Below are 21,537 nucleotides of genomic sequence, written 5' to 3'. Positions count from 1 at the left end.
GCGGTGCGGCAAACTCGGGGGTCCTCGGCGCAGCGGTTTTCGGCCACGATCTGGCCGGGATTTGTTGATGCGATGACGGCGCTGTTGATGGTGCTGATGTTCGTGCTGACGATTTTTATGGTCGTGCAATCAGTGCTGCGCGAACAGATCACCACACAAGACAGCACAATCACAGATCAGGGACAGGTCATTTCGGACCAGCAGCAACGGCTGGACGGCCTTGGCCAGCAGGTCGCGGCCCTTGGTCAGGCATTGGGCACCGCCGAAAGCGACCGTGATGCGCTGACTGTCGACCTGCAGACACAAACCGACCGCGCCGCCGAAGCTGAGGCCGCCGCTCGCGAACGTGCCGCGCGGATCACCCGTTTGCTGACCCGCCTGGATGAAGGCCAACAGGAACTGGCCAATGCCCAATCCAGACTGACCGATTTCGAGGCAGAGGTTGCAACCATGCTGGCCGCGCAAGTTCTGGGTGAAAACCGCGTCCGGCAATTGCAAAGCCAGCTGTCCGAGGCTGAGCAGCGCGCCTCGGCGGCGGAACTGGCTGTAACGGCGGCACGTCAGGAAACCGATGCTGTGGCGGAAACTGCCCGCCTTGCCGCCGCCAGACGCGAGGCGCTGGAAGCCTTGGTCGCAGACCTGCGCAGCCGCAACGCCGAAACAGCGACCAACCTGACAGAAGCCGAACAGGACCGTCTGGCCGAAGCCGAGGCTGCCAAACTGTTGCGCGACCGTCTGCAAGCCGCCGATACCGAATTGACCGCCATGACGCTTGCGCTGGAAGAACAGCGCCAGCAGGCCGAAGATACGCTGACCCTGCTGGCCGCAGCCAATGCCGCCCGTGATCAGGCCGAACTGGAAGCTGCGTCGCAGATGTCCGAAGCCGAACGTCAGGCAGCCTTGCTGGCCGCCGCGCGTCAGGAATTGGGTGAACAGGAAAATCTTGCCGATGACGGCCAGCGTCGGGTTGCCCTTCTGAACGAACAGGTCGCGCAACTGACCGCCCAGCTTGGGTCATTGCAGGCGCTGCTGCAGACGGCAGGGCAGGATCAGGCCGATGCGGAACTGCAGGTCGCCGATCTGGGCCAGCAGCTGAATGCAGCCCTTGTCCGCGCCGCCGAAGAAACCCGTCGCCGCCTTGCGTTAGAGGAAGAGGCCCGTCAAAGCGCCGAAGCCGAAGCGCAGGATCTGGCCCGCTACCGATCCGAATTTTTTGGACGTTTGTCGCAAATCCTGTCGGGGCGCGATGGAATTCAGGTCGTCGGCGACCGCTTTGTGTTCCAGTCCGAGGTTCTTTTTGCCACGGGCGAGGCAACGCTTTCCCCCGCAGGTCGTGACCAGATTGCAGGTGTGGCACAGCTTTTGACCGAAATCTCGGACGAAATTCCGGACGAGATCGACTGGATCATCCGCGTTGATGGTCATACCGACAATCTGCCTTTGTCGGGCACGGGGCGCTATCGCGACAACTGGGAACTTAGCCAAGGCCGTGCGCTGGCAGTGGTGCGCTATCTGACAGACAGTCTGGGCTTTCCGGCAAACCGGCTGGCCCCGACAGGCTTTGCCGATACCCGCCCCATCGCGCCGCAGGATACACCAGAAGATCGTGCGCTGAACCGGCGGATCGAATTGAAACTGACCGAACGCTAATGCCCGACCGTTTTGGAAAAGACATTGATCACAACCACGCCGGCGACGATCAATGTCAGACCCAGAATGGCGGGAATATCCAGTTTCTGGCCAAAAACGACCAGCCCGATTACGGCAACCAAGGCAACGCCGCATGCGCTCCAGATAGCATAGGCGACGCCTAAGGGCATCGTTTTCAGTGCGACCGACAACAGATAGAAGCTGGCCAGATAGCAGATTGCCATCATGATCGTCGGGCCGGTTCGCGTGAATTGTTCGGACCGTTGCAACAGCGATGTACCGACCACTTCAAGCGTGATAGCAGCAATCAGGGGGACGTAAGGGGAATATATCAATGCGTTTTTCTACCAATAGGTTTCACCGGCGGTAATCCTGCCATACGGCGCAAGTGTCGGTCCAGTTCCGAGTTGATCTCGGCCCCGACCAGCACAATCATGGCATTCAGCCAAAGCCATGTCATCAACGCGATCACCGCACCCAGCGAACCATAGGTTTCATTGTAGTCGGCAAAATTGGCCGTGTACCATGAAAACAGCATCGATGTGACGACCAAGGCCACGGCTGCAAAAATCGCGCCGGGCGATATCCAGCGCCAGCGCGCGTCGGGCACTGCTGGTCCCCAGCGATAAATGGCAACCAAGGCCATCACCAGCACCGAAAACATGATCGGCCAGCGGATCAGGGTGACAAGCTGCTCCCCCTCCAGCCCCAGAGGAAGATAGCGCACCACGACGGGGACAACGGCGATCACCACCAGCATCAATGCGATGACCAGCAATCCGCCCAATGTGAACATCATGGCTACGATGTTCAGCCGGATAAATCCACGTGTTTCCCGTTGGAAGAAGGCGACGTTCAATGCCGAAAGCAGTGCCTTCATTCCACCATTCGCAGACCAGAACGCCACCAAAAGCGCGATCAGACCCGCCAATGACAATGCGCTGGTCGGCGTAGAGGAGATAGAGACCACCTGCGTCCGGATAATATCCAGTGAACTGGCAGGAAGCAGGCTTTCCATCAGCTCAAGATGGGACTGGATTGTCGCGGGGTCCGACAACAGCCCGTAAAGCGACACAAAGGCCGTGATGGCCGGAAAGAGGGACAAAAGACCAAAGAACGTCACGCCCCCCGCAACCGAGGTGACGCGATCTTCGCCGATCTGGGCAATAATCGATTTGCCCAAAGCGATCACATCACGAAACGAAAGATCGCGCAGGCGCGGCATGCGGCCTTTGGGCAGGGAATCAGGTTTCAGCGCCTGTTCCTTATGCGGGTGATCGTGATCCAGACCGAAGCGGCTGCGCGTTGTTTCATCCAGTGGATCAAAAATTGCGCCCAACACGCCCGGTTTATCCTGCATCATCTATCCCTCTTTGTTTTCGTCAGCTTACAACCGATGGGTCCGGTCGTCTTCCCCTTTGACCGGCGGCGTGGCCGGACGTGCCGGTGCCGGTTTCGGACCGGGTGCGCCATTGACCATGGCTTTCAGCTGATCCGCCGCTGCCACAAAATCACCGACAATTGTCGTGGCTTGGCGTGACACGCCGCGAAAGCTGTCAAAGGCTGTGACCAACGATTGGGCAACTCCGTTCAGGCCATCGGTCAGTTCGGTCGCGGTGCGGGTCAGATCCTGGGCAAAATTCGCCTTGTCACGACCCTGCCCTGCCTGTGCGCGCAAACGTGCTGTTCGCAAACTATCCTTGCGCGCTTGGGCACGGACGCGGCGGCGGACTGCTTCGCGTTCGTTTTCGTCCATTTCGGCAAAGCGTGGTGCGACAGGCGCAGGGCCGCTGCGGCGTGGTGCCGGGGGCTGGTCCGATCCGACCAGCTTGCGTGCTGCAATCGCACTGGCTGCCGTAATTCCTGCCACGCCCAATGCCATACCGCCCCAGACAATGATCTTCGCACTTAGCGAGGGTTCCGGCCAGATCTCTTTACCGTCCGGCGATACATCCCCCGAAGGCGGCACCGCACTGGATACCATCTTGCGGTGGGGATAGGGGCTGGGCGTTCTGTGCCCCTCGGGAACAAAGCGCGGCCCGAAGCGCGTCTGGCTGGTGCGGTCGGCTTCGGTCAGTTCGGGGTGGGGATCATGGGGGCGGCGCATGGCGTTCCTCCTCTAAATTGTCGGTTCTTGTTGGTTGAACCCGCAATCTGCGCGGAATGTTCCCCCCGAATGCACGCAGGTGTGATGAAAACTTGCCCCTGCGGCACGGCAAGGCTATGCCCACGGCAACCGAAAGGAGCCCTCCATGATCCCGCGTTATTCCCGCCCCGAAATGGTCGCCATCTGGTCCCCCGAGACCAAGTTCCGCATCTGGTACGAAATCGAGGCTTATGCCTGCGATGCCCAAGCCGATCTGGGTGTGATCCCGCGCGAAAATGCGGATGCGGTCTGGAAGGCCAAGGACGTCCAGTTCGACGTCGCGCGTATCGACGAAATCGAGGCTGTCACCAAGCATGACGTCATCGCCTTCCTGACCCATCTGGCCGAACATGTCGGCAGCGATCAGGCGCGTTTCGTCCATCAGGGCATGACGTCGTCGGACGTGCTGGACACCACGCTGAACGTCCAGCTGGTCCGCGCCGCCGATCTGCTGCTGGCGGATATGGACAAACTGCTGGATGCGCTAAAGCGCCGTGCCTATGAACATAAAGACACCATCCGCATCGGTCGCAGCCACGGCATTCACGCCGAACCGACCACCATGGGTCTGACCTTTGCGCGTTTCTATGCGGAAATGGCCCGTGGCCGTGCCCGTCTGGAAGCCGCCCGCAGCGAAATCGCCACCGGCGCGATCAGCGGCGCTGTCGGCACCTTCGCCAATATCGATCCCGCGGTCGAAGAACATGTCTGCGCGAAACTGGGCCTGCGCCCCGAACCGATCAGCACGCAGGTCATCCCGCGCGACCGCCATGCAATGTTCTTTGCCACCCTTGGCGTCATCGCCAGCAGCATTGAAAACGTCGCCACCGAAATCCGCCACATGCAGCGCACCGAGGTGCTGGAGGCTGAAGAATTCTTCAGCCCCGGCCAGAAGGGTTCGTCGGCCATGCCGCATAAGCGCAACCCCGTGCTGACCGAAAACCTGACCGGTCTGGCGCGTCTGGTGCGGATGTCGGTCATTCCGGCAATGGAAAACGTCGCGCTGTGGCATGAACGCGATATCAGTCATTCCTCGGTCGAACGCGCCATCGGGCCGGATACGACCATCACGCTGGATTTCGCACTGAACCGTCTTGCCGGTGTCGTCGACAAGCTGGTCATCTATCCCGACAACATGCTGGCGAACATGAACAAGTTCAAAGGTCTGGTCATGTCGCAGCGCGTGTTGCTGGCGCTGACCCAAGCTGGTGTCAGCCGTGAAGACAGCTATCGTCTGGTCCAGCGCAACGCCATGAAGGTCTGGGAAAAGGGCGCGGACTTCAAGACCGAGCTGTTGGGCGACGCCGAGGTGACCGCCGCGCTGTCCCCCGCCCAGATCGAGGAAAAATTCGACCTTGGTTATCACACCAAGCATGTCGACACGATCTTCAAGCGGGTTTTCGAAGTGGCACCCCTGTAAAGGGAACATTCCGCTAACTTTGGGTTAGGGATTGTCTGCCATGGTGGCCGTCAGTTGATGATGACCACCATGGGGGCAAGAATGACCACGCAGATCGGGCTTAGCCAAAGGCAGAAGGCGGCGGTGATTGTCCGCCTTTTGCTGGATGACGATCAGGTCGCGGGGCTGGATCGTCTGGACAGCGACGCACAGACATTGCTGGCACAGGAAATGGCCGGAATGGAACTGATCGACCGCCAGACCCGCGATGCCGTCATCACCGAATTCTGCGACCGGCTGGAATCGGTCGGCGTAACCTTTCCGGGCGATATGGACGGCACCTTGGCCATGCTGGGCGCGCGGATCTCGGACACCAGCAGCGACCGCGTGCGGCAGGCGGATGCCATATCGGGGCGGGGCGATCCGTGGGGGCGCATCTGTGCGCTGCCGGATGAAACACTGATCAAGCTAGCCAATGTCGAATCTGTCGAACTGGTGGCGCTGATGCTGTCGAAACTGCCGGTCGAGGCGGCCTCGGCCACCTTTATCGGCATGCCCCGCGATCGGGCGCGCGCCGTGGCGCAGGCCATGGCAATGACCTCGGGGGTGACGCCCGATGCCTTGAAACGTGTGGGGCTGGTGCTGCTGCAAGCCGCCAATGCCCTGCCCCGTCCCGCCATTCCGACACCCGCCGCCGACCGGATGGGGGCGATCCTGAATTTTGCCACCGCCGATTTGCGCGACGATGTGTTGCAGGTGCTGGATGAACGCGACACCGGATTTGCCGATGGTGTTCGCAAGGCGATTTTCATCTTTGCCCATATCCCCACCCGCATCGAACCGCGCGAGGTGCCCCGCGTGGTCCGCGATGTCGATCAATCTATTTTGATCCGCGCCCTTGCCGCCTCCGATCCTGAGGATCAGGCTGCCGCAGATTTCATTCTGGCCAATCTGTCGCAACGTATGTCCGACGGCCTGCGCGAGGAACGCGAGGCACTTGGCAAATTGCGCCCCAAGGATATCGAGGATGCCAAGACCGAGGTTGTGGCCACCATCCGCCGCCTGCAGGAAGACGGACAGATCACCCTGCTTTTGCCGACAGATGATGAATAAATGACCGCAAAAGTGCCTTGCCCCCGAACGCCCGCCGCGTGATAAACCATCGACCGGAGGCGCAGATGACCAATCAAATCGCTATCGCCCTGCTGCTGCTGATCGCCGCAGCCTTTCTTGTCGATCAAGTCTGGCTGGACGGGACGCTGCCGCTATTTGTCGGAAAGACGATGGACCAGTTCATCGAATATTGTGCCTTCTGGCGCTAGTCCGGCCACCTGCGTCCTTTGTCCCGAAGCGTGCTTCGGCGTTTGCATCAAGGTTGCCGCCGCGTTACAGCAAGGCAACCGTCACCTACTCAAGAGGGGTACCCATGGCAGTCAAGGTCGCCATTAACGGTTTCGGCCGTATCGGTCGTAACGTCCTGCGCGCAATCATCGAATCGGGTCGCACCGATATCGAGGTCGTCGCCATCAACGATCTGGGCCCGGTCGAGACCAACGCCCATTTGCTGCGCTATGACAGCGTGCATGGCCGTTTCCCGTCCAAAGTCGTCGTCGATGGATCCACCATCGATGCGGGCCGCGGCCCGATCAAGGTCACCGCAATCCGCAACCCGGCTGAATTGCCGTGGGGCGATGTCGATGTGATCATGGAATGCACCGGCATTTTCACCTCGAAAGAAAAATGCCAGCCGCATCTTCAGACCGGCGCCAAGCGGGTTCTGATTTCGGCACCCGGTGAAAACGCCGATAAGACAATCGTCTTCGGTGTGAACGACGATACGCTGACCGCCGATGACATCATCGTCTCGAACGCCAGCTGCACCACCAACTGCCTGTCGCCGGTGGTCAAGGTTCTGAACGACACGATCGGCATCGATCGCGGCTTCATGACCACGATCCACAGCTATACCGGTGACCAGCCGACGCTGGATACCATGCATAAGGATCTGTATCGTGGCCGCGCAGCTGCGCTGTCGATGATCCCGACCTCGACCGGTGCTGCAAAGGCTGTCGGTCTGGTGCTGCCCGAACTGAAGGGCAAGCTGGACGGCGTGGCCATCCGCGTTCCGACGCCCAACGTCTCGGTCGTCGATCTGACCTTCGAAACCAGCCGCGACACCTCGGTCGAGGAAATCAACGCCGCCATCCGCGCGGCTGCCGATGGCCCGCTGAAAGGCGTGCTGGCCTATACGGACGAACCGCTGGTGTCTTCGGACTTCAACCACGATCCGCATTCGTCGATCTTCCACATGGACCAGACCAAGGTCATGGAAGGCCGTCTTTGCCGCATTCTGACGTGGTATGACAACGAATGGGGTTTCTCGAACCGCATGTCGGATACTGCTGTTGCCATGGGCAAACTGATCTAAGCGTCCTTTGGACCTGCAATAGAAAAGGCGGCGGGATGTCCCGCCGCCTTTTTCGTATCAATCATAGCGCTGACTATTTGCCTGACGTCAGGCGGCGTGAATTGGCGCGGGTGCGTTTGCCGTAGGGGCGCAAGGCCGCCGACATCACGCGTTCAGGGCTGGCACCGGCCATACCGGCCTTTGCCATCGCAAACATCGATTCAGAAGCTGCGGCCTGTTTTTCGGCGATCATGCGATAATTCTCGCCCGGATCATGCGGCATCAGGCCCATCATCCCCGCCATCCGCATTCCGATCACCATTTGCGATTCGATTGCCATGCGGGAAAACTGGCTGACCAGACGCATCTGTGCTGCTGGAAGCATCATCATGTTCATGTCCCGGGTCTTTCTGTTTTGCACAAGCACGATCATCATGCCCATACGCTAAGGGTGCGGTGTTGTTATGCAAGAAGCAACGGCAACTGACAGGCAGGGTTCCACGAATTATAACGCACATGCTTGGCAAGCCCGCATGACCATGTAAAAGGCAGTTTCATGACACAAACGCTGACGCTTCGCCGCCCCGACGATTGGCACCTGCATCTGCGCGATGGCGCGATGCTGGCTGCCGTGGCCCCGCATTCCGCCGGTTTTGGCCGTGCAATCATTATGCCGAACCTTGTCCCGCCCGTGGTGACCGGTGCACAAGCGGCAGCTTACCGCGACCGGATCCTGGCCGCATTGCCCGAAGGTGCGCCGCTGCAACCGCAGATGACGCTGTATCTGACGGATGCGACGGACCCCGCCGATGTGGTCGCCGCCTTCAAGGCCGGCATCATCCGCGCGGTCAAACTGTATCCTGCGGGGGCGACCACCAATTCCGACAGCGGCGTGACCGACATGGACCGCGTGCGCCCCGTGCTGGAAGCGATGGCCGAACATGGCATCACCATGTGCGTCCACGGCGAAGTCACCGACCCTGCCGTCGATATCTTCGACCGAGAGGCTGTGTTCATCGACACTGTTCTGGACCCCATCCGTCGCAAGGTGCCGGGCCTGCGGGTGGTCATGGAACACATCACCACCTCGGACGGTGTCGATTACGCACGTTCGGGTGGCGACGATCTGGCAGCGACGATTACGACGCATCATCTGGTCATCAACCGCAATGCCATTCTGGCGGGCGGCATCCGGCCCCATTATTACTGCCTGCCCGTCGCCAAGCGTGAAAGCCACCGTCTGGCCCTGCGTCAGGCAGCCACCAGCGGCGAAGGCCGGTTCTTTCTGGGTACCGACAGTGCGCCCCATCCCGATACTGCCAAGCTGCAGGCATGTGGCTGTGCAGGCTGCTTTACCGCCCCGAACACCATGTCCATTCTGGCCCAAGCCTTTCAGGACGACAATGCGCTGGACCGGCTGGAGGCATTCACCAGTCTGAATGGCGCGGCCTTCTATCGCATGGCACCGTCCGATGATCGCATCACATTGGTGCGCCTCGACACGCCCGCCCCCTATCCCGCAACCATTTCCGCCGGCGGCGAAGATGTCACTGTCTTCGATCCCGGCTTCCCGCTTTATTGGCATCTGGAGGACGTATGAGCCTGACTTTCCCGACCCGCGAAGAAATCGCCCGCCTCACGGCGCGGATGCTGCTGGAAATCAAGGCGGTAGATTTCAACGCCGAAACGCCCTTCACCTATGCGTCCGGCCTGAAGGGTCCGACCTATGTGGATTGCCGCCGCATCATCAGCTTTCCGCGCGTCCGTGCCACACTGATGGATTTCATGGCCGCAACCGTCATGCGCGACGCGGGCTTCGAGGCCTTCGACAACGTCGCAGGCGGTGAAACAGCGGGCATCCCCTTTGGTGCGATGGTTGCCGAACGTCTAGCGCTGCCGATGACCTATGTGCGCAAAAAACCCAAAGGCTATGGCCGCAATGCCCGCATCGAAGGCGTCATGACCGAAGGCCAGCGCGTCCTGCTGGTCGAGGATCTGACCACCGATGGCGGCAGCAAACTGTCATTTGTCGATGCAATCCGCGAAACCGGCGCCACCTGCGCGCATACGGCGGTGATCTTCTATTACGGGATTTTCCCCGAAACGACCCAGCGTCTGGCCGATCATGGCGTGCAACTGCACCACCTGTGCACATGGTGGGATGTGCTGGCCGAAGCCCGCGAACAGGAATCCTTCGACAAGGACACCTTGAACGAGGTCCAGACCTTCCTGACCAATCCGCGTCAGTGGCAGGCAGCAAACAGCTGAATTCCGGCAAAGCGCATGGCCCTTATCCAAGGGCCGTGCGATAAGGCCTGATGCAGAATCGTCGGGGTTACCAAGCATGAGCGGATTGCGCGTTATCGTTCCGGGGCAGGACACAGAGTCCGAAGAAAAGGTCGCCATCCCCTATTCAATCGAGGCTGAACAACAGCTTCTGGGGGCATTGCTGACCAATAACGACGTCTTTGACCGCGTCAGCCAGATCATCAAAGCCGACCATTTCTATCATCCGGTCCATGCGCGAATCTATGACATCTGCGGCGAACGCATTCGCAAGAACGCGCTGGCCAGCCCTGTCACCATCAAGGCCTTCCTTGAAAATGACGACGGATTGAAGGAACTGGGCGGTCCTGCCTATCTGGCCCGCATGGCCAGTTCCGCGATCAGTGCCTATGCGGCGCGTGACTATGCCCAGATGATCCGCGAATTCGCCCTGCGCCGCGAATTGATGCAGCTGGGGCAGGATATTTCCGCCCGCGCGTCGATGGTCGAGGTCGGTGACGAAGCCGAAGAACAGATCAAGGCCGCCGAACAGACGCTGTACAAGCTGGGCGAACAGGGTGTTGCGGAACGCGGCTTCCAAAGCTTCCTCAAGGCTGTCACCGGCGCTGTTCAGGTTGCCAATGCTGCCTATCAGCGTGATGGCAAGCTGTCGGGGATTTCAACCGGACTGGTCGATCTGGACACCAAGATGGGTGGTTTGAACAATTCGGACCTTGTTATTCTGGCCGGTCGTCCCTCGATGGGGAAAACCGCGCTGGCCACCAACGTGGCCTTCAACATTGCCAAGGCGCATAAGATGGGCGAAAAGCCCGACGGCACGCATGGCACCATCGAAGGCGGCGTCGTAGGCTTTTTTAGTCTGGAAATGTCCGCCGAACAGCTGGCCGCGCGTATTCTGTCAGAAGCCGCCGAAGTGCCCTCCGAACGCATCCGTTCGGGCAATATGGACGAAGGTGAATTCCGCCGTTTCGTCGAAGCCGCCCACGCGCTGCAGAACTGCCCGCTGTTTATTGACGACACCCCCGCCCTGCCGATCAACCAGCTGGCCGCCCGTGCGCGCAAACTGAAGCGGACGCATGGTCTGGACGTGCTGATGGTCGACTATCTTCAGCTGCTAAAGGCCGCTTCGGCCAAGGACAGCCGCGTGAACGAGGTGTCAGAGATTACCCAAGGTCTGAAAGCCGTCGCCAAGGAATTGAACATCCCCGTTATCGCCCTGTCCCAGCTGTCACGTCAGGTCGAGAACCGCGAAGACAAACGCCCGCAGCTGTCGGACCTGCGCGAATCCGGCTCGATCGAGCAGGACGCCGATATCGTGATGTTCGTGTTCCGCGAGGAATACTACAAGGAACGCGAAAAGCCCTCGGATGCCGATCTGGATGCAATGGCCAAATGGCAGCAGATCATGGAAAACGTCCATGGCAAGGCCGAGGTGATCCTTGGCAAGCAGCGCCACGGTCCCATCGGCACGGTCGAGCTGTCCTTCGAAGGCCAGTTCACCCGCTTTGGCAACCTTGCCCGCGACCGACAGTCGCAGTGGGAATAGCCCGCTTCACGCGCCGTTGATTTGAACAGCTGGCCTCCTGCCCGCACGATATCGCAAACAGGAGGCCATATGACCAAGACCCTAACCCGCCTTGCCCTTGCGGCATCCGTCGCCCTTGGCTTTGCAGCCGCCCCCGCCATCAGTCAGGCACAGGACACCGCCATTCTTGCAGGTGGCTGTTTCTGGTGCGTCGAGGCCGATTTCGAAAAGCTGTCCGGCGTATCCGAGGTTTATTCAGGCTTTACCGGCGGCACTGTCGCCAATCCCAGCTATGAACAGGTGACAGGCGGAGGCACAGGCCATTACGAAGCCGCGCGCATCGTCTATGACCCCGCAAAGGTCAGCTATGACCAGATCCTTTATGCCTATTTCCGGTCGGTCGATCCGACGGATGCGGGGGGCCAGTTCTGTGATCGTGGCGACAGCTATCGCACGGCGGTCTTTGTGAAAAACCCCTCCGAACGTCAGGCCGCCGAACGCGCCAAGGCGCAGGCCGCCGCCGATCTGGGCCAGAGCATTGTTACGCCGATCCTTGATGCGGGGCAGTTCTATGACGCCGACGCCTATCATCAAGACTATTACAAGCAGGACGATCTGATCCTGACGCGTTTCGGGCCACGGTCGAAAGCCTCGGCCTATAAGCTGTATCGCGATTCCTGCGGGCGTGATCAGAAGGTGCAAGCCCTGTGGGGGAATGCCGCACCTTTCGCCAACCACTAAACACTTGCGGCGGGGATTGCACGTTGTGCATATTTGGGACGTAGAAACCGTCCCGAAGGGGCATGCAAGGACACCGAATGCCCCATTCCCGCACTGCCCCGCATCTGCTGACACTGGTCATCCTGTCCGGCGTTTCCGCCTTGTCGATGAATGTCTTCCTGCCGTCTCTGCCCGGTATGGCACGCGATTTTCAGGTTGATTATGCAGTGATGCAGCTGTCGGTATCGGCCTATATCGGGGCCAGCGCGGTCTTGCAGTTGCTGGGCGGTCCGGTCAGTGACCGCTTTGGACGCAGACCCGTGGTGCTGGGGTCGCTGGCGCTGTTCCTGCTGGCGACCATAGGTACATTGCTGGCCACCACTGTTACGACATTCCTGATTTTCCGCCTACTGCAATCGGTGATCACTGTCTGCATGCTGGTGCCGCGCGCTGTTGTTCGCGACCTTTACGACGGGGATCAGGCCGCGGCGATGCTTGGCTATGTCACGATGGGCATGGCTGTTGTCCCGATGATGGCCCCGGTTTTTGGCGGAGTTCTGGACGAATTATTCGGTTGGCAGGCAAATTTCGCTGTTATGGGCATTCTGGCCCTGCTGGCGCTGGTCATTGCCTATCGGGATATGGGCGAAACCGTGCGGGGCGGCGGCATGTCCCTGCGGCGGCAGATGGCGAATTATCCGGTCCTGTTCCGGTCCCATCGCTTCTGGGGATACTGTCTGGCCGCGACGCTGTCGTCGGGGGCGTTCTTTGCCTATCTGGGCGGCGCGCCCTTTGTCGGGGAACAGGTCTTTGGTCTGACACCTGCCAAGGTCGGCTATTGGTTCGCGGCCCCCTCGATCGGTTATATCACCGGCAATTTCATCTCGGCCCGCAATTCGGCGCGGCTGGGGCTGAACGTGATGATCCTGATGGGTGCACTGACCTGCCTGACCGCCCTGACGGCGGCGCTTCTGGTCGATCTGGGCAGTCAGATCCGTCCGCTGGCCTTTTTCGGTGCGATCGCGATGATGGGGCTGGGCAATGGCATGGTCCTTCCCAATGCCAATGCCGGCATGATGGGCATCCGCCCCGAACTGGCCGGAACCGCATCCGGTCTTGGCGGCGCAATGGCCGTTGCTGGCGGCGCGGCCCTGTCGGCACTGGCGGGGGCCTTGCTGCAACCGGGCAGCGGCGCGACACCTTTGCTGGTGATCATGTGCTGTTCGGCCTTGGGATCGCTGGTGGCCATCCTTTGGGTGTTCCACCGCGAACGTCGGATTATGCTGGTGGCCTAACGCCACTTGCGGCATCGCCTTTGCAAAAGCTAGACTTCGCTTTGCAAAACCGGAGGGGTCATGGCGACGCAGAAAATCTATGCCGGCAGTGCGCTGCGTGAAACCCGTGCCCGTGCCGGTCTGACACAAAAGCGCTTTGCCGAAAGCCTTGGCGTGTCCCTGCCCTATCTGTCGCAGATGGAAAATAACCACCGGCCCATTTCAGCCGGTGCCTTATTGCGTCTGGCGCAGGAATTCGGCGTCGATCTGACCACATTGGCCGCCGGTGACGCGGAACGTATGGTCATCGACATGCAAGAGGCATTGGCCGACCCGCTGTTCGACGCCACGCCCCCTTTGGCCGATCTGCGGCTGGCGGCGACCAACGCGCCCGTTTTGGCGCGGGCATTTCTGGACCTTTACCGGGTGCATCGGCAGGGGCAGGAACGGCTGGCAGCGATGGATCAGGCCATCGGGGCGGATGGCCGCAACAGCCTTTCAACCCCGTGGGAGGAAGTGCGTGATTTCTTCCATTACTGCGACAACTATATTGATGCTGTGGATCGCGCCGCCGAGCGCTTTGCCTGCCCCGATGGCAAGCGACAGGACCCATGGCAGCTGGCCGTCGCCGCCTTGGCCAAGCGCGGCATTCAGGTGCAATTGTCCGAGATGCCTGCAAATTCAGTCTTCAAACGCATTGGCAACCAGATCCTTGTAAACGCCGCGACCGAAGGTCCGACCCGCCTGTTCCAGCTGCTGCATCTGGTGGCGCTGGAACACCAGAACGACCTGCTTGAGGCCACCTTGGATCTGGCCCGTTTCCGCAGTGAGACCGCGCGGGAAATCGCGCGCGTGGGCATGGCCAATTACTTCGCGGGTGCTGCCCTGATGCCCTATCGCCAGTTTCTGGCAGCGGCGCAGACAGAACGTCATGATCTGGAACGGTTGTCGCATCTGTTCGGCGCATCGCTGGAACAAGTCGCCCACCGCCTGTCAACGATGCAGCGCCCCGGTTCAAAGGGTGTGCCCTTTTTCTTCGTGCGGGTCGATCAGGCAGGCACGATCACCAAGCGCCATTCGGCCACGCGTCTGCAATTTGCGCGCTTTGGCGGGGCATGTCCGTTGTGGAATGTACATCAGGCCTTTGAACAGCCGGGGCGGTTTTTGCGGCAGCTTGCAGAAACGCCAGACGGGGTGCGCTATCTTTTATTGTCGCGCGATGTCTCAAAACACGCCGGCGCCTTCAACGCGCCGGTCCGCCGTTTTGCCATAGGACTGGGCTGCGAAGTGACGCAAGCTGAGGGGATGGTCTATGCCGACGGGCTGGACCTGACCAAACCAAGGGTCTTTGATCCCATCGGAATCTCATGCCGTATCTGTCCACGACCCGACTGTCACCAACGCTCGGTTCCGCCAATTGACCGCCCCTTACGCATCCCTGCCGATCGCAATGGCCCTTTGCCCTACGAAATTGCATGAAGAATCAATGCGTTTGACATAACGTCGGCAATAAACTGCCGACCAAGGCAGAGATCCGCCAATCTATGGAACCGAATGCCCGTGTGCCGTTGCAAAGATGGCACAGGTGCTATTTACCCGACATAGAAAAAAGAACCAACGCGCCACGGCTTTTTGACACGACGCGCATTCGGGGGACTAAGTCATACAATGAAGGTCATGGATCGACTGAATTCGTCGCTGGAAAAGTTGTTGCCTGAACAGCGTTTGTTCCTTCGCTCCGACGACACGACCCGCTTTGTACGCCTGCGCCCCCTGACCCAGATTGTCGGCATCAGCGGCATCACCGTCGTTTTTGGCTGGACGCTGGTTGCCAGTTCTTTCCTTGTTATCGACGCCGTCAGCTCGGGCAATTCGCGCGACCAGATGCTGCGCGCAAAAAGCGCGTTCGAGGAACGGCTGGACCAGCTTTCCAGCGAACGCGACGCCCGCGCATCCGAGGCACTTGCCGCGCAGAACCGCTTTACGGTCGCGCTGGATCAGGTGTCCAAGATGCAATCGCAACTGTTGAAATCCGAAGAACAGCGGCGCGAGGTCGAAACCGGACTAAGTGCTGTCCAGACGACCCTGCGGGACGCCATTACCGAACGCGATGCGGCACAGGCCATTGTCAGCGCAGAAAACGGCGACACCGAAGCGGCCCCTGATCGCAGCGACGAATTTTCGGTCGCGCTGGACATCCTGTCCACCGAATTGCGCAGTGCTTCGGACCAGCGCGTTCAAGCCGAACAGCAAGCCGAAGAGGCAAAGCTGGCAGCACAGGAACTGACTGTCGAACGCGACCAGATCCTTGCCCGCAACGACGAAATCCTGACGCAGGTGCAGGATGCGGTGTCGGTGTCGGTCAAGCCGCTGGATGATGTGTTCCGCTCGGTCGGGATGAACCCCGATGACGTGTTAAGCACGATCCGCAAAGGGTATTCCGGTCAGGGCGGCCCGCTGACCCCGATGTCCTATTCGACGCGCGGTGACGCGGCGCTTAGCCAGGGTGAAACCAAGGCGCGCCAGATCATCGTGACGCTGGACCAGATGAACACCTATCGCATCGCGATCGAAAAGCTGCCGCTGGCCATGCCGGTCAAGGACAGCTTCCGCTATACCTCGGGCTTTGGCCGTCGTTGGGGCCGCATGCATGAGGGCGTCGATATGGCTGGCCCGATCGGCACGCCGGTCTATGCCACGGGCGACGGTGTCGTGATCCACGCCGGTCGTGCCAGCGGCTATGGCAATCTGATCAAGATCCAGCACGAATTGGGCACCGAAACCCGTTACGGTCACCTGAGCCGCATCAACGTAAAAGTTGGCGATAAGGTGTCGCAAGGCGAACGCATCGGTGATATGGGAAATACAGGACGTTCGACCGGTCCGCACCTCCATTACGAAGTGCGCATGAAAGGTCGGGCCGTGGACCCGATGAGCTTCATCAAGGCAGCAGATAATGTTTTCTAAGACCCGCGTTACCGAAAATACCCGCCCGCAGCAGTCCTCGGGACCGCAGCCGACACCGGAAACCGATGCAGCGCCTGCAGTGACGCCAGAACGCATGTTCGATACGCCCGCCGCCGCAGCGCCCCGCACGCGCACCGCACCTTCGGTTCTGTCCGCAGATCTGACCGTGGTCGGCAATATCAAGACGCAGGGCGATATCCAGGTTGAGGGTACGGTCGAAGGCGACATCCGTGCCCATCAGCTGACGGTTGGCGAATCGGCCACCATCAAAGGCGAGATTGTCGGCGATGACGTCATCGTCCATGGCCGTGTCATCGGTCGCGTCCGTGGTCTGAAGGTCCGTCTTAGCGCATCCGCGCGGGTCGAGGGCGATATCATCCACAAGACGATCGCAATCGAATCAGGCGCACATTTCGAAGGTTCGGTCCAGCGTCAGGAAGACCCGCTGGCCAATGGCGGCACCAAAAAGCTGGCACCGCCCGCCAGCTGATCCTGTTACAAGGTCCGCGTTTCGCGGGCCTTTTTTCATGCGTGATCCTCGTCCATGCAAATCTTTGCGACAGCCATTCCATCGGCGCGGCCACAGTGCCAAAGTCCCTCCGCACGATAACATTCAGGAGGAGCCCCGCGTGAAATTGTTGCGTTATGGACCAGCAGGATCGGAAAAACCCGGTCTGCTGGACGAACAGGGACAGATCCGCGATCTGTCCGCCTATATCGCCGATGTGTCCGGCCCTGCCCTGACCAGCGACGCCCTTGCCCGCCTGCGTGAACTGGACCCCACATCGCTGCCGGTGGTTCAGGGAACGCCCCAAAAGGACATGCGGTTAGGGGCCTGTGTTGCAGGCGTTGGCAAATTCATTGCCATCGGCCTGAACTATGCCGATCACGCTGCCGAAGCGGGGATGGAGGTTCCCGTCGAACCCATCGTTTTCACCAAATGGAACAGTTGTATTGCCGGTCCTGATGACGATCTGCATCTTCCGGAAGGATCGACCAATACCGACTGGGAAGTCGAATTAGGCATCGTCATCGGTGATGGCGGGCGCAATATTCCGGTGGATCAGGCATTGGATCGCGTGGCCGGTTACTGCCTGATCAATGACATCAGTGAACGTGATTGGCAGATTAACCACGGTCCGACATGGGACAAGGGCAAAGGCTATGACGGCTTTGGTCCAATCGGCCCGTGGATGGTGACCCGCGATGAAATCCCCGACCCGCAAAACCTGCGCCTGTGGCTGGAGGTGGACGGCAAGATGCGTCAGGACGGCACGACCAAAACAATGATTTTTGGTGTGGCCGAGCTGGTTGCCTATTGTTCGCGTCTTGGCACGCTGCATCCGGGTGATCTGATCACGACTGGCACCCCGCCAGGTGTCGGCATGGGACAAAAGCCGCCCGTGTATCTGCGTGCTGGACAAGTCATGCGCTTGGGCATCGATGGCTTGGGCGAACAAACGCAACGGGTGATCGCGGGTTAAAACCGATGCCCGTGGTTGGCTCCGCGGGCATCAACCTTCGTCATAGCGTTTGATCAGCGCCTGACAAACGGGTGGAGTGACGAATTTCGACACATCCCCTCCCAGCCGGGCAATTTCCTTGACCAGCTTCGATGCAATTGCCTGACGACGTGCATCGGCCATCAAGAAAACCGTTTCGATTTCGTGATCAAGCGCGCGGTTCATTCCCACCATCTGGAATTCATATTCGAAATCGGCAACTGCGCGCAGGCCGCGGATGATGACGGCTGCGCCGACATCGCGGGCGCAATCGATCAGCAGGTTTTCGAACGGATGGACGACAATCTCGCCGCCGGTTTTGGCGACAATGGCATCGCATTCCGCCTGTACCATGGCCACACGTTCTTCCAGATCGAACAGCGGACCTTTGTCGCGGTTGATGGCGACGCCAATGACCAGACGGTCCACCAGCACCATCGCGCGCTGCATAATGTCGATGTGACCCAAGGTGATCGGGTCAAAAGTGCCGGGATAGAGGCCGATGCGCATGCAGCTACGTCCTGTTTCAGGGTATCGGCCTCAAGGCAAATCGCATTTGCCCCCGGATTGCAAGTTCGTGATGCACAAAAGCGCGATCTCAGCTGCCCATGATCATGCCGGTCAACGCGTCTTTTTCGGCTGCCAGCTCTTTCAAGCGACCGCTGACGGCATCACCGATCGAAATCACGCCCAGCATATCGCCCTGACCATCGACGACCGGCATATGGCGGAAGCGTCCTTCGGTCATCCGCTGCAAGATCGCCATTCCCTCTTCACCCGCAGTGCAGGTCTGGACGCTTTTGGTCATGATCCCGCTAATCGGCTTGGACAGGACGTCGGGGCCGTGGTTGCCCAACTGGCGGACGATATCGCGTTCGGACAAAATACCTTCGGGCGTGCGACCGTTCGAGGAGACAACGACGGCACCGATCCGCTGTTCGGCCAGCAGCTTGGCAGCCTCGGCCAATGTGGCATCGGGCTTGATCGTTACGATCAATCCGGATTCGATCCACGGCTTGGCCGTATCAGATTTCATCGACAGCAGTTGCTTGACCAGCATCAGACGCCCCCCTTTTCGGTATGGATACCTTAATGAAAGGCGTGGAATCGCCCGCCGTCAAGGGTGAGCGTCACAATGGGCGGTCAGCTGCCCCTCTAGGCGGGCAACTTCGGCGCGCAATGCGGCGGCCAAAGCATCAGCCAGCAGGGTCAAACGGCGGGACGCACGATCGTCGGCATGGCGGATCATCCAGAAGCTGCGGCGCAGGCTGATCTTATCGGTTAGAACCCGCGTGACCCCTTCTGCGAAAGGCACAGCGAAATCATGCACGATTCCCAGCCCCGCCCCCGCCCGCACCGCCTGCATCTGCACCGCCACCGAATTCGAGCTGATCTGCGCGTTTTCCAACCCCGTCGCTGACAGATAATCCAGTTCGCGGTCGAAAATCATATCGGGGATATAGCTGATGATCTTGTGGTGGTGCAGATCCTCGAGGTTACGCAGGGGCGGGTGGCGGTCCAGATAATCACGATGCGCGGCCAGATGCAGATGATAATCGGTCAGCCGCTGCACGATCAGGCGGCCGGTGTCGGGGGGCGATACGGCAATGGCCATATCCGCCTCTCGCTTGGTCAGATTGACGACGCGCGGCAGGGCAACGATCTGGATTTCCAGCCCCGGATGGGCGTTGCAAAGATCCCGCGCCACCTGCGGCAGCAGATAGTTCGCGCACCCGTCCGGTGCCCCGATCCGCAATTGCCCCGTCAGCCCCGCGTCACGGCGCACCCCTTCCACGGCGGCGGCGGCGGCCTGTTCGGCAGCCTCGGCGGGTACGACAAGGCGCGCCCCTTCGGCGGTCAGCGTATATCCCTGCGGAGTTTTCACAAAAAGCGCCGCGCCGACCGCCGATTCCAGCCGCGCCACCCGCCGCCCCACGGTCGAGGCATCCATCACCAGACGTCGCCCCGCCGAAGACAGGCTTTCGGTCCGCGCCACCGCCAGAAATATCCGCAGATCATCCCAATCCATGCCGCCACCTTTGCAAAAACGCAAAACCCTTTTGCCGGTATTCCCCTTTATCCGGCATTTCCGCAAGGCTATCGTCATGCAAAGACATATGCAGGAGGCGACAATGAGAGAGATTCATCACTGGATCGACGGCAAGGAAACCAAGGGCACCTCGGGCCGTTTTGCCGATGTGTTCAACCCCGCCACCGGCGAGGTTCAGGCCCGCCTGTCGTTGGCCACCAAGGCCGAAATGGATGACGCCATCGATCGCGCCGCTGCCGCCCAGTTGAAGTGGGGGGCCACCAACCCGCAGCGCCGCGCCCGCGTGATGATGAAATTCGTCGACCTGATCAACCGCGACATGGACAAGCTGGCCGAGGCCCTGTCCGCCGAACACGGCAAGACCTTCCCCGACGCCAAAGGCGACGTCCAGCGCGGATTGGAAGTCATCGAATTCTGCATCGGCGCGCCGCATCTGTTGAAGGGTGAGTTTACCGACAGCGCCGGCCCCGGTATCGACATGTATTCCATGCGCCAGCCGCTTGGCGTTGTTGCAGGCATCACGCCCTTCAACTTTCCCGCCATGATCCCGCTGTGGAAGATGGGTCCAGCGCTGGTCTGCGGCAATGCGATGATCCTGAAGCCTTCGGAACGCGATCCTTCGGTTCCCCTGATGCTGGCGAAACTGTTGCAAGAAGCAGGTCTTCCCGATGGCGTTTTGCAGGTGATCAACGGCGACAAGGAAAGCGTTGACGCGATTCTGGACAGCGACGTCATTCAGGCCGTCGGCTTTGTCGGATCGACCCCGATCGCGCAATACATCTATGAACGTGCGGCAGCGACTGGCAAGCGTGCACAGTGCTTTGGCGGTGCCAAGAACCACATGATCATCATGCCCGACGCCGATCTGGATCAGGCCGCCGATGCGTTGATCGGTGCCGGTTACGGTGCGGCTGGCGAACGCTGCATGGCCATTTCGGTTGCCGTGCCGGTGGGTGAAAAAACCGCGGATGCGCTGATCGAAAAGTTGGTTCCGCGCATCGAAAAGCTGAAGGTCGGCCCGTGGACGGCGGGCGACGATGTCGATTACGGCCCCGTCGTGACCAAGGCCGCCAAGGAAAACATCCTGCGTCTGGTCCAGACCGGCATCGATCAGGGCGCCGAGCTGGTCGTCGATGGCCGCGATTTCAACCTGCAAGGATACGAGGACGGCTTCTTCGTCGGCCCGCATCTGTTCGACCGCGTCACGCCCGATATGGATATCTATAAGCAGGAAATCTTTGGTCCGGTCCTGTCGACCGTGCGCGCTGCGTCATACGACGATGCAATCAAGCTGGCCCTTGACCACGAATACGGCAATGGCACCGCCATCTATACCCGTGACGGCGATACGGCGCGTGATTTCGCGAACCGCATCAACATCGGTATGGTCGGCATCAACGTCCCCATTCCGGTTCCGCTGGCCTATCACACCTTTGGCGGCTGGAAGAAATCGGGCTTTGGCGACCTGAACCAGCACGGCCCCGACGCGTTCAAATTCTATACCCGCACCAAGACCGTGACCGCGCGCTGGCCATCGGGGATCAAGGAAGGCGGCGAATTCAACTTCAAAGCCATGGACTGATTTTGACAGGCCCCGACCCGCAGGGACAC

At 60.1% G+C, this 21,537-nt stretch carries 22 protein-coding genes; 15 read left to right on the top strand and 7 right to left on the bottom strand.

Features of this window, described 5'->3' with window-relative positions; genetic code table 11:
* Window positions 1-3 precede the first annotated feature (3 nt).
* A complete protein-coding gene (locus tag DWB67_RS09825) occupies window positions 4-1,650 on the top strand; it encodes a peptidoglycan -binding protein (RefSeq protein WP_119807359.1) in 1,647 nt (548 codons plus the stop codon).
* Here DWB67_RS09825 and DWB67_RS09820 read toward each other — a convergent pair.
* The 3 genes from DWB67_RS09820 to DWB67_RS09810 are packed head-to-tail and all read right to left on the bottom strand — an operon-like array spanning window position 1,647 to window position 3,757.
* Window positions 1,647-1,985, bottom strand: a complete 339-nt coding sequence (locus DWB67_RS09820) for an SMR family transporter (RefSeq protein ID WP_182911544.1) — start codon at window positions 1,983-1,985, stop codon at window positions 1,647-1,649. The two genes, DWB67_RS09825 and DWB67_RS09820, sit on opposite strands and share 4 nt — an antisense overlap.
* On the bottom strand, window positions 1,982-3,010 hold the full coding sequence (locus DWB67_RS09815) for a YihY/virulence factor BrkB family protein (RefSeq protein ID WP_182911543.1): 1,029 nt from the start codon (window positions 3,008-3,010) through the stop codon (window positions 1,982-1,984). The genes DWB67_RS09820 and DWB67_RS09815 overlap by 4 nt, the downstream gene beginning before the upstream one ends.
* Window positions 3,011-3,037: 27 nt before the next feature.
* Window positions 3,038-3,757 (bottom strand): hypothetical protein, encoded by a 720-nt coding sequence (locus tag DWB67_RS09810; protein WP_119807357.1) that lies wholly within the window; start codon window positions 3,755-3,757, stop codon window positions 3,038-3,040.
* Between the two features lie 145 nt (window positions 3,758-3,902).
* On the opposite strand from DWB67_RS09810, the gene purB reads away from it, so the two are divergent.
* The 4 genes from purB to gap all read left to right on the top strand — a co-directional run bounded on the left by purB (window position 3,903) and on the right by gap (window position 7,623).
* Complete coding sequence (purB, locus tag DWB67_RS09805; RefSeq protein ID WP_119807356.1) at window positions 3,903-5,216, top strand: adenylosuccinate lyase; 1,314 nt, start codon at window positions 3,903-3,905, stop codon at window positions 5,214-5,216.
* An 81-nt stretch (window positions 5,217-5,297) separates the two neighbouring features.
* A complete protein-coding gene (locus DWB67_RS09800; RefSeq protein ID WP_182911542.1) occupies window positions 5,298-6,308 on the top strand; it encodes a FliG C-terminal domain-containing protein in 1,011 nt (336 codons plus the stop codon).
* A 65-nt stretch (window positions 6,309-6,373) separates the two neighbouring features.
* The gene (locus tag DWB67_RS18030; RefSeq protein WP_182911541.1) at window positions 6,374-6,517 is read left to right on the top strand and encodes a hypothetical protein; all 144 of its coding nucleotides are present in this window, start codon (window positions 6,374-6,376) and stop codon (window positions 6,515-6,517) included.
* Between the two features lie 104 nt (window positions 6,518-6,621).
* Window positions 6,622-7,623, top strand: a complete 1,002-nt coding sequence (gene gap / locus DWB67_RS09795; RefSeq protein ID WP_119807354.1) for a type I glyceraldehyde-3-phosphate dehydrogenase — start codon at window positions 6,622-6,624, stop codon at window positions 7,621-7,623.
* A 73-nt stretch (window positions 7,624-7,696) separates the two neighbouring features.
* On the opposite strand, the gene DWB67_RS09790 is transcribed toward gap, so the two are convergent.
* On the bottom strand, window positions 7,697-7,990 hold the full coding sequence (locus DWB67_RS09790; RefSeq protein WP_255418625.1) for an antibiotic ABC transporter: 294 nt from the start codon (window positions 7,988-7,990) through the stop codon (window positions 7,697-7,699).
* A 168-nt stretch (window positions 7,991-8,158) separates the two neighbouring features.
* Here DWB67_RS09790 and pyrC point away from each other — a divergent pair, with 168 nt between their 5' ends.
* The 9 genes from pyrC (at window position 8,159) to DWB67_RS09745 (ending at window position 17,858) form a co-directional block, all read left to right on the top strand.
* Window positions 8,159-9,202 carry a dihydroorotase gene (gene pyrC / locus DWB67_RS09785; protein WP_119807353.1) on the top strand — a complete coding sequence of 348 codons (1,044 nt, stop codon included), beginning with the start codon at window positions 8,159-8,161 and terminating at the stop codon, window positions 9,200-9,202.
* Window positions 9,199-9,870 (top strand): orotate phosphoribosyltransferase, encoded by a 672-nt coding sequence (locus DWB67_RS09780; protein ID WP_119807352.1) that lies wholly within the window; start codon window positions 9,199-9,201, stop codon window positions 9,868-9,870. Before pyrC ends, DWB67_RS09780 begins: the two co-directional genes overlap by 4 nt.
* A gap of 76 nt (window positions 9,871-9,946) precedes the next feature.
* Window positions 9,947-11,434 (top strand): replicative DNA helicase, encoded by a 1,488-nt coding sequence (locus DWB67_RS09775; RefSeq protein WP_119807351.1) that lies wholly within the window; start codon window positions 9,947-9,949, stop codon window positions 11,432-11,434.
* A 69-nt stretch (window positions 11,435-11,503) separates the two neighbouring features.
* A complete protein-coding gene (msrA, locus tag DWB67_RS09770; protein WP_119807350.1) occupies window positions 11,504-12,154 on the top strand; it encodes a peptide-methionine (S)-S-oxide reductase MsrA in 651 nt (216 codons plus the stop codon).
* A 77-nt stretch (window positions 12,155-12,231) separates the two neighbouring features.
* Window positions 12,232-13,428: a multidrug effflux MFS transporter gene (locus DWB67_RS09765; RefSeq protein WP_119807349.1), complete on the top strand. Its 1,197-nt coding sequence runs from the start codon at window positions 12,232-12,234 to the stop codon at window positions 13,426-13,428.
* A 60-nt stretch (window positions 13,429-13,488) separates the two neighbouring features.
* Entirely contained in the window at window positions 13,489-14,886 is a 1,398-nt protein-coding gene (locus DWB67_RS09760; RefSeq protein ID WP_119807348.1) for a short-chain fatty acyl-CoA regulator family protein, read from the top strand.
* 189 nt (window positions 14,887-15,075) lie between these two features.
* Entirely contained in the window at window positions 15,076-16,374 is a 1,299-nt protein-coding gene (locus tag DWB67_RS09755; RefSeq protein ID WP_119807347.1) for a M23 family metallopeptidase, read from the top strand.
* Window positions 16,364-16,864, top strand: coding sequence for a polymer-forming cytoskeletal protein (locus DWB67_RS09750; RefSeq protein WP_182911540.1), 501 nt, complete (start codon window positions 16,364-16,366; stop codon window positions 16,862-16,864). The genes DWB67_RS09755 and DWB67_RS09750 overlap by 11 nt, the downstream gene beginning before the upstream one ends.
* Window positions 16,865-17,003: 139 nt before the next feature.
* Window positions 17,004-17,858, top strand: a complete 855-nt coding sequence (locus DWB67_RS09745) for a fumarylacetoacetate hydrolase family protein (protein WP_119807346.1) — start codon at window positions 17,004-17,006, stop codon at window positions 17,856-17,858.
* A 30-nt stretch (window positions 17,859-17,888) separates the two neighbouring features.
* On the opposite strand, the gene coaD is transcribed toward DWB67_RS09745, so the two are convergent.
* The 3 genes from coaD to DWB67_RS09730 all read right to left on the bottom strand — a co-directional run bounded on the left by coaD (window position 17,889) and on the right by DWB67_RS09730 (window position 19,905).
* Window positions 17,889-18,386, bottom strand: coding sequence for a pantetheine-phosphate adenylyltransferase (gene coaD / locus DWB67_RS09740; RefSeq protein ID WP_119807345.1), 498 nt, complete (start codon window positions 18,384-18,386; stop codon window positions 17,889-17,891).
* Window positions 18,387-18,474: 88 nt separating this feature from the next.
* Window positions 18,475-18,936 (bottom strand): CBS domain-containing protein, encoded by a 462-nt coding sequence (locus tag DWB67_RS09735; RefSeq protein WP_119807344.1) that lies wholly within the window; start codon window positions 18,934-18,936, stop codon window positions 18,475-18,477.
* 57 nt (window positions 18,937-18,993) lie between these two features.
* Window positions 18,994-19,905 (bottom strand): LysR family transcriptional regulator, encoded by a 912-nt coding sequence (locus tag DWB67_RS09730; RefSeq protein ID WP_119807343.1) that lies wholly within the window; start codon window positions 19,903-19,905, stop codon window positions 18,994-18,996.
* 103 nt (window positions 19,906-20,008) lie between these two features.
* Here DWB67_RS09730 and DWB67_RS09725 point away from each other — a divergent pair, with 103 nt between their 5' ends.
* Complete coding sequence (locus DWB67_RS09725) at window positions 20,009-21,508, top strand: CoA-acylating methylmalonate-semialdehyde dehydrogenase (RefSeq protein WP_119807342.1); 1,500 nt, start codon at window positions 20,009-20,011, stop codon at window positions 21,506-21,508.
* Window positions 21,509-21,537: the final 29 nt, after the last annotated feature.

The sequence above is a fragment of the Paracoccus sp. JM45 genome, assembly GCF_003590715.1.
In the GTDB taxonomy this organism is placed as follows: domain Bacteria; phylum Pseudomonadota; class Alphaproteobacteria; order Rhodobacterales; family Rhodobacteraceae; genus Paracoccus.
The sequence above is the reverse complement of the archived record's forward strand: the minus strand, read 5'-3'. Positions and strand labels throughout refer to the sequence as shown.

Bases quoted from the DNA above. Each gene is read 5' to 3' on its own strand.
- DWB67_RS09815 (WP_182911543.1), bottom strand. From the start codon at position 3,010: ATGCAGGATAAACCGGGCGTGTTGGGCGCAATTTTTGATCCACTGGAT.
- DWB67_RS09810 (WP_119807357.1), bottom strand. From the start codon at position 3,757: ATGCGCCGCCCCCATGATCCCCACCCCGAACTGACCGAAGCCGACCGC.
- purB (WP_119807356.1), top strand. From the start codon at position 3,903: ATGATCCCGCGTTATTCCCGCCCCGAAATGGTCGCCATCTGGTCCCCC.
- DWB67_RS09800 (WP_182911542.1), top strand. From the start codon at position 5,298: ATGACCACGCAGATCGGGCTTAGCCAAAGGCAGAAGGCGGCGGTGATT.
- DWB67_RS18030 (WP_182911541.1), top strand. From the start codon at position 6,374: ATGACCAATCAAATCGCTATCGCCCTGCTGCTGCTGATCGCCGCAGCC.
- gap (WP_119807354.1), top strand. From the start codon at position 6,622: ATGGCAGTCAAGGTCGCCATTAACGGTTTCGGCCGTATCGGTCGTAAC.
- DWB67_RS09790 (WP_255418625.1), bottom strand. From the start codon at position 7,990: ATGATGCTTCCAGCAGCACAGATGCGTCTGGTCAGCCAGTTTTCCCGC.
- pyrC (WP_119807353.1), top strand. From the start codon at position 8,159: ATGACACAAACGCTGACGCTTCGCCGCCCCGACGATTGGCACCTGCAT.
- DWB67_RS09780 (WP_119807352.1), top strand. From the start codon at position 9,199: ATGAGCCTGACTTTCCCGACCCGCGAAGAAATCGCCCGCCTCACGGCG.
- DWB67_RS09775 (WP_119807351.1), top strand. From the start codon at position 9,947: ATGAGCGGATTGCGCGTTATCGTTCCGGGGCAGGACACAGAGTCCGAA.
- msrA (WP_119807350.1), top strand. From the start codon at position 11,504: ATGACCAAGACCCTAACCCGCCTTGCCCTTGCGGCATCCGTCGCCCTT.
- DWB67_RS09765 (WP_119807349.1), top strand. From the start codon at position 12,232: ATGCCCCATTCCCGCACTGCCCCGCATCTGCTGACACTGGTCATCCTG.
- DWB67_RS09760 (WP_119807348.1), top strand. From the start codon at position 13,489: ATGGCGACGCAGAAAATCTATGCCGGCAGTGCGCTGCGTGAAACCCGT.
- DWB67_RS09755 (WP_119807347.1), top strand. From the start codon at position 15,076: ATGAAGGTCATGGATCGACTGAATTCGTCGCTGGAAAAGTTGTTGCCT.
- DWB67_RS09750 (WP_182911540.1), top strand. From the start codon at position 16,364: ATGTTTTCTAAGACCCGCGTTACCGAAAATACCCGCCCGCAGCAGTCC.
- coaD (WP_119807345.1), bottom strand. From the start codon at position 18,386: ATGCGCATCGGCCTCTATCCCGGCACTTTTGACCCGATCACCTTGGGT.
- DWB67_RS09735 (WP_119807344.1), bottom strand. From the start codon at position 18,936: ATGCTGGTCAAGCAACTGCTGTCGATGAAATCTGATACGGCCAAGCCG.
- DWB67_RS09730 (WP_119807343.1), bottom strand. From the start codon at position 19,905: ATGGATTGGGATGATCTGCGGATATTTCTGGCGGTGGCGCGGACCGAA.
- DWB67_RS09725 (WP_119807342.1), top strand. From the start codon at position 20,009: ATGAGAGAGATTCATCACTGGATCGACGGCAAGGAAACCAAGGGCACC.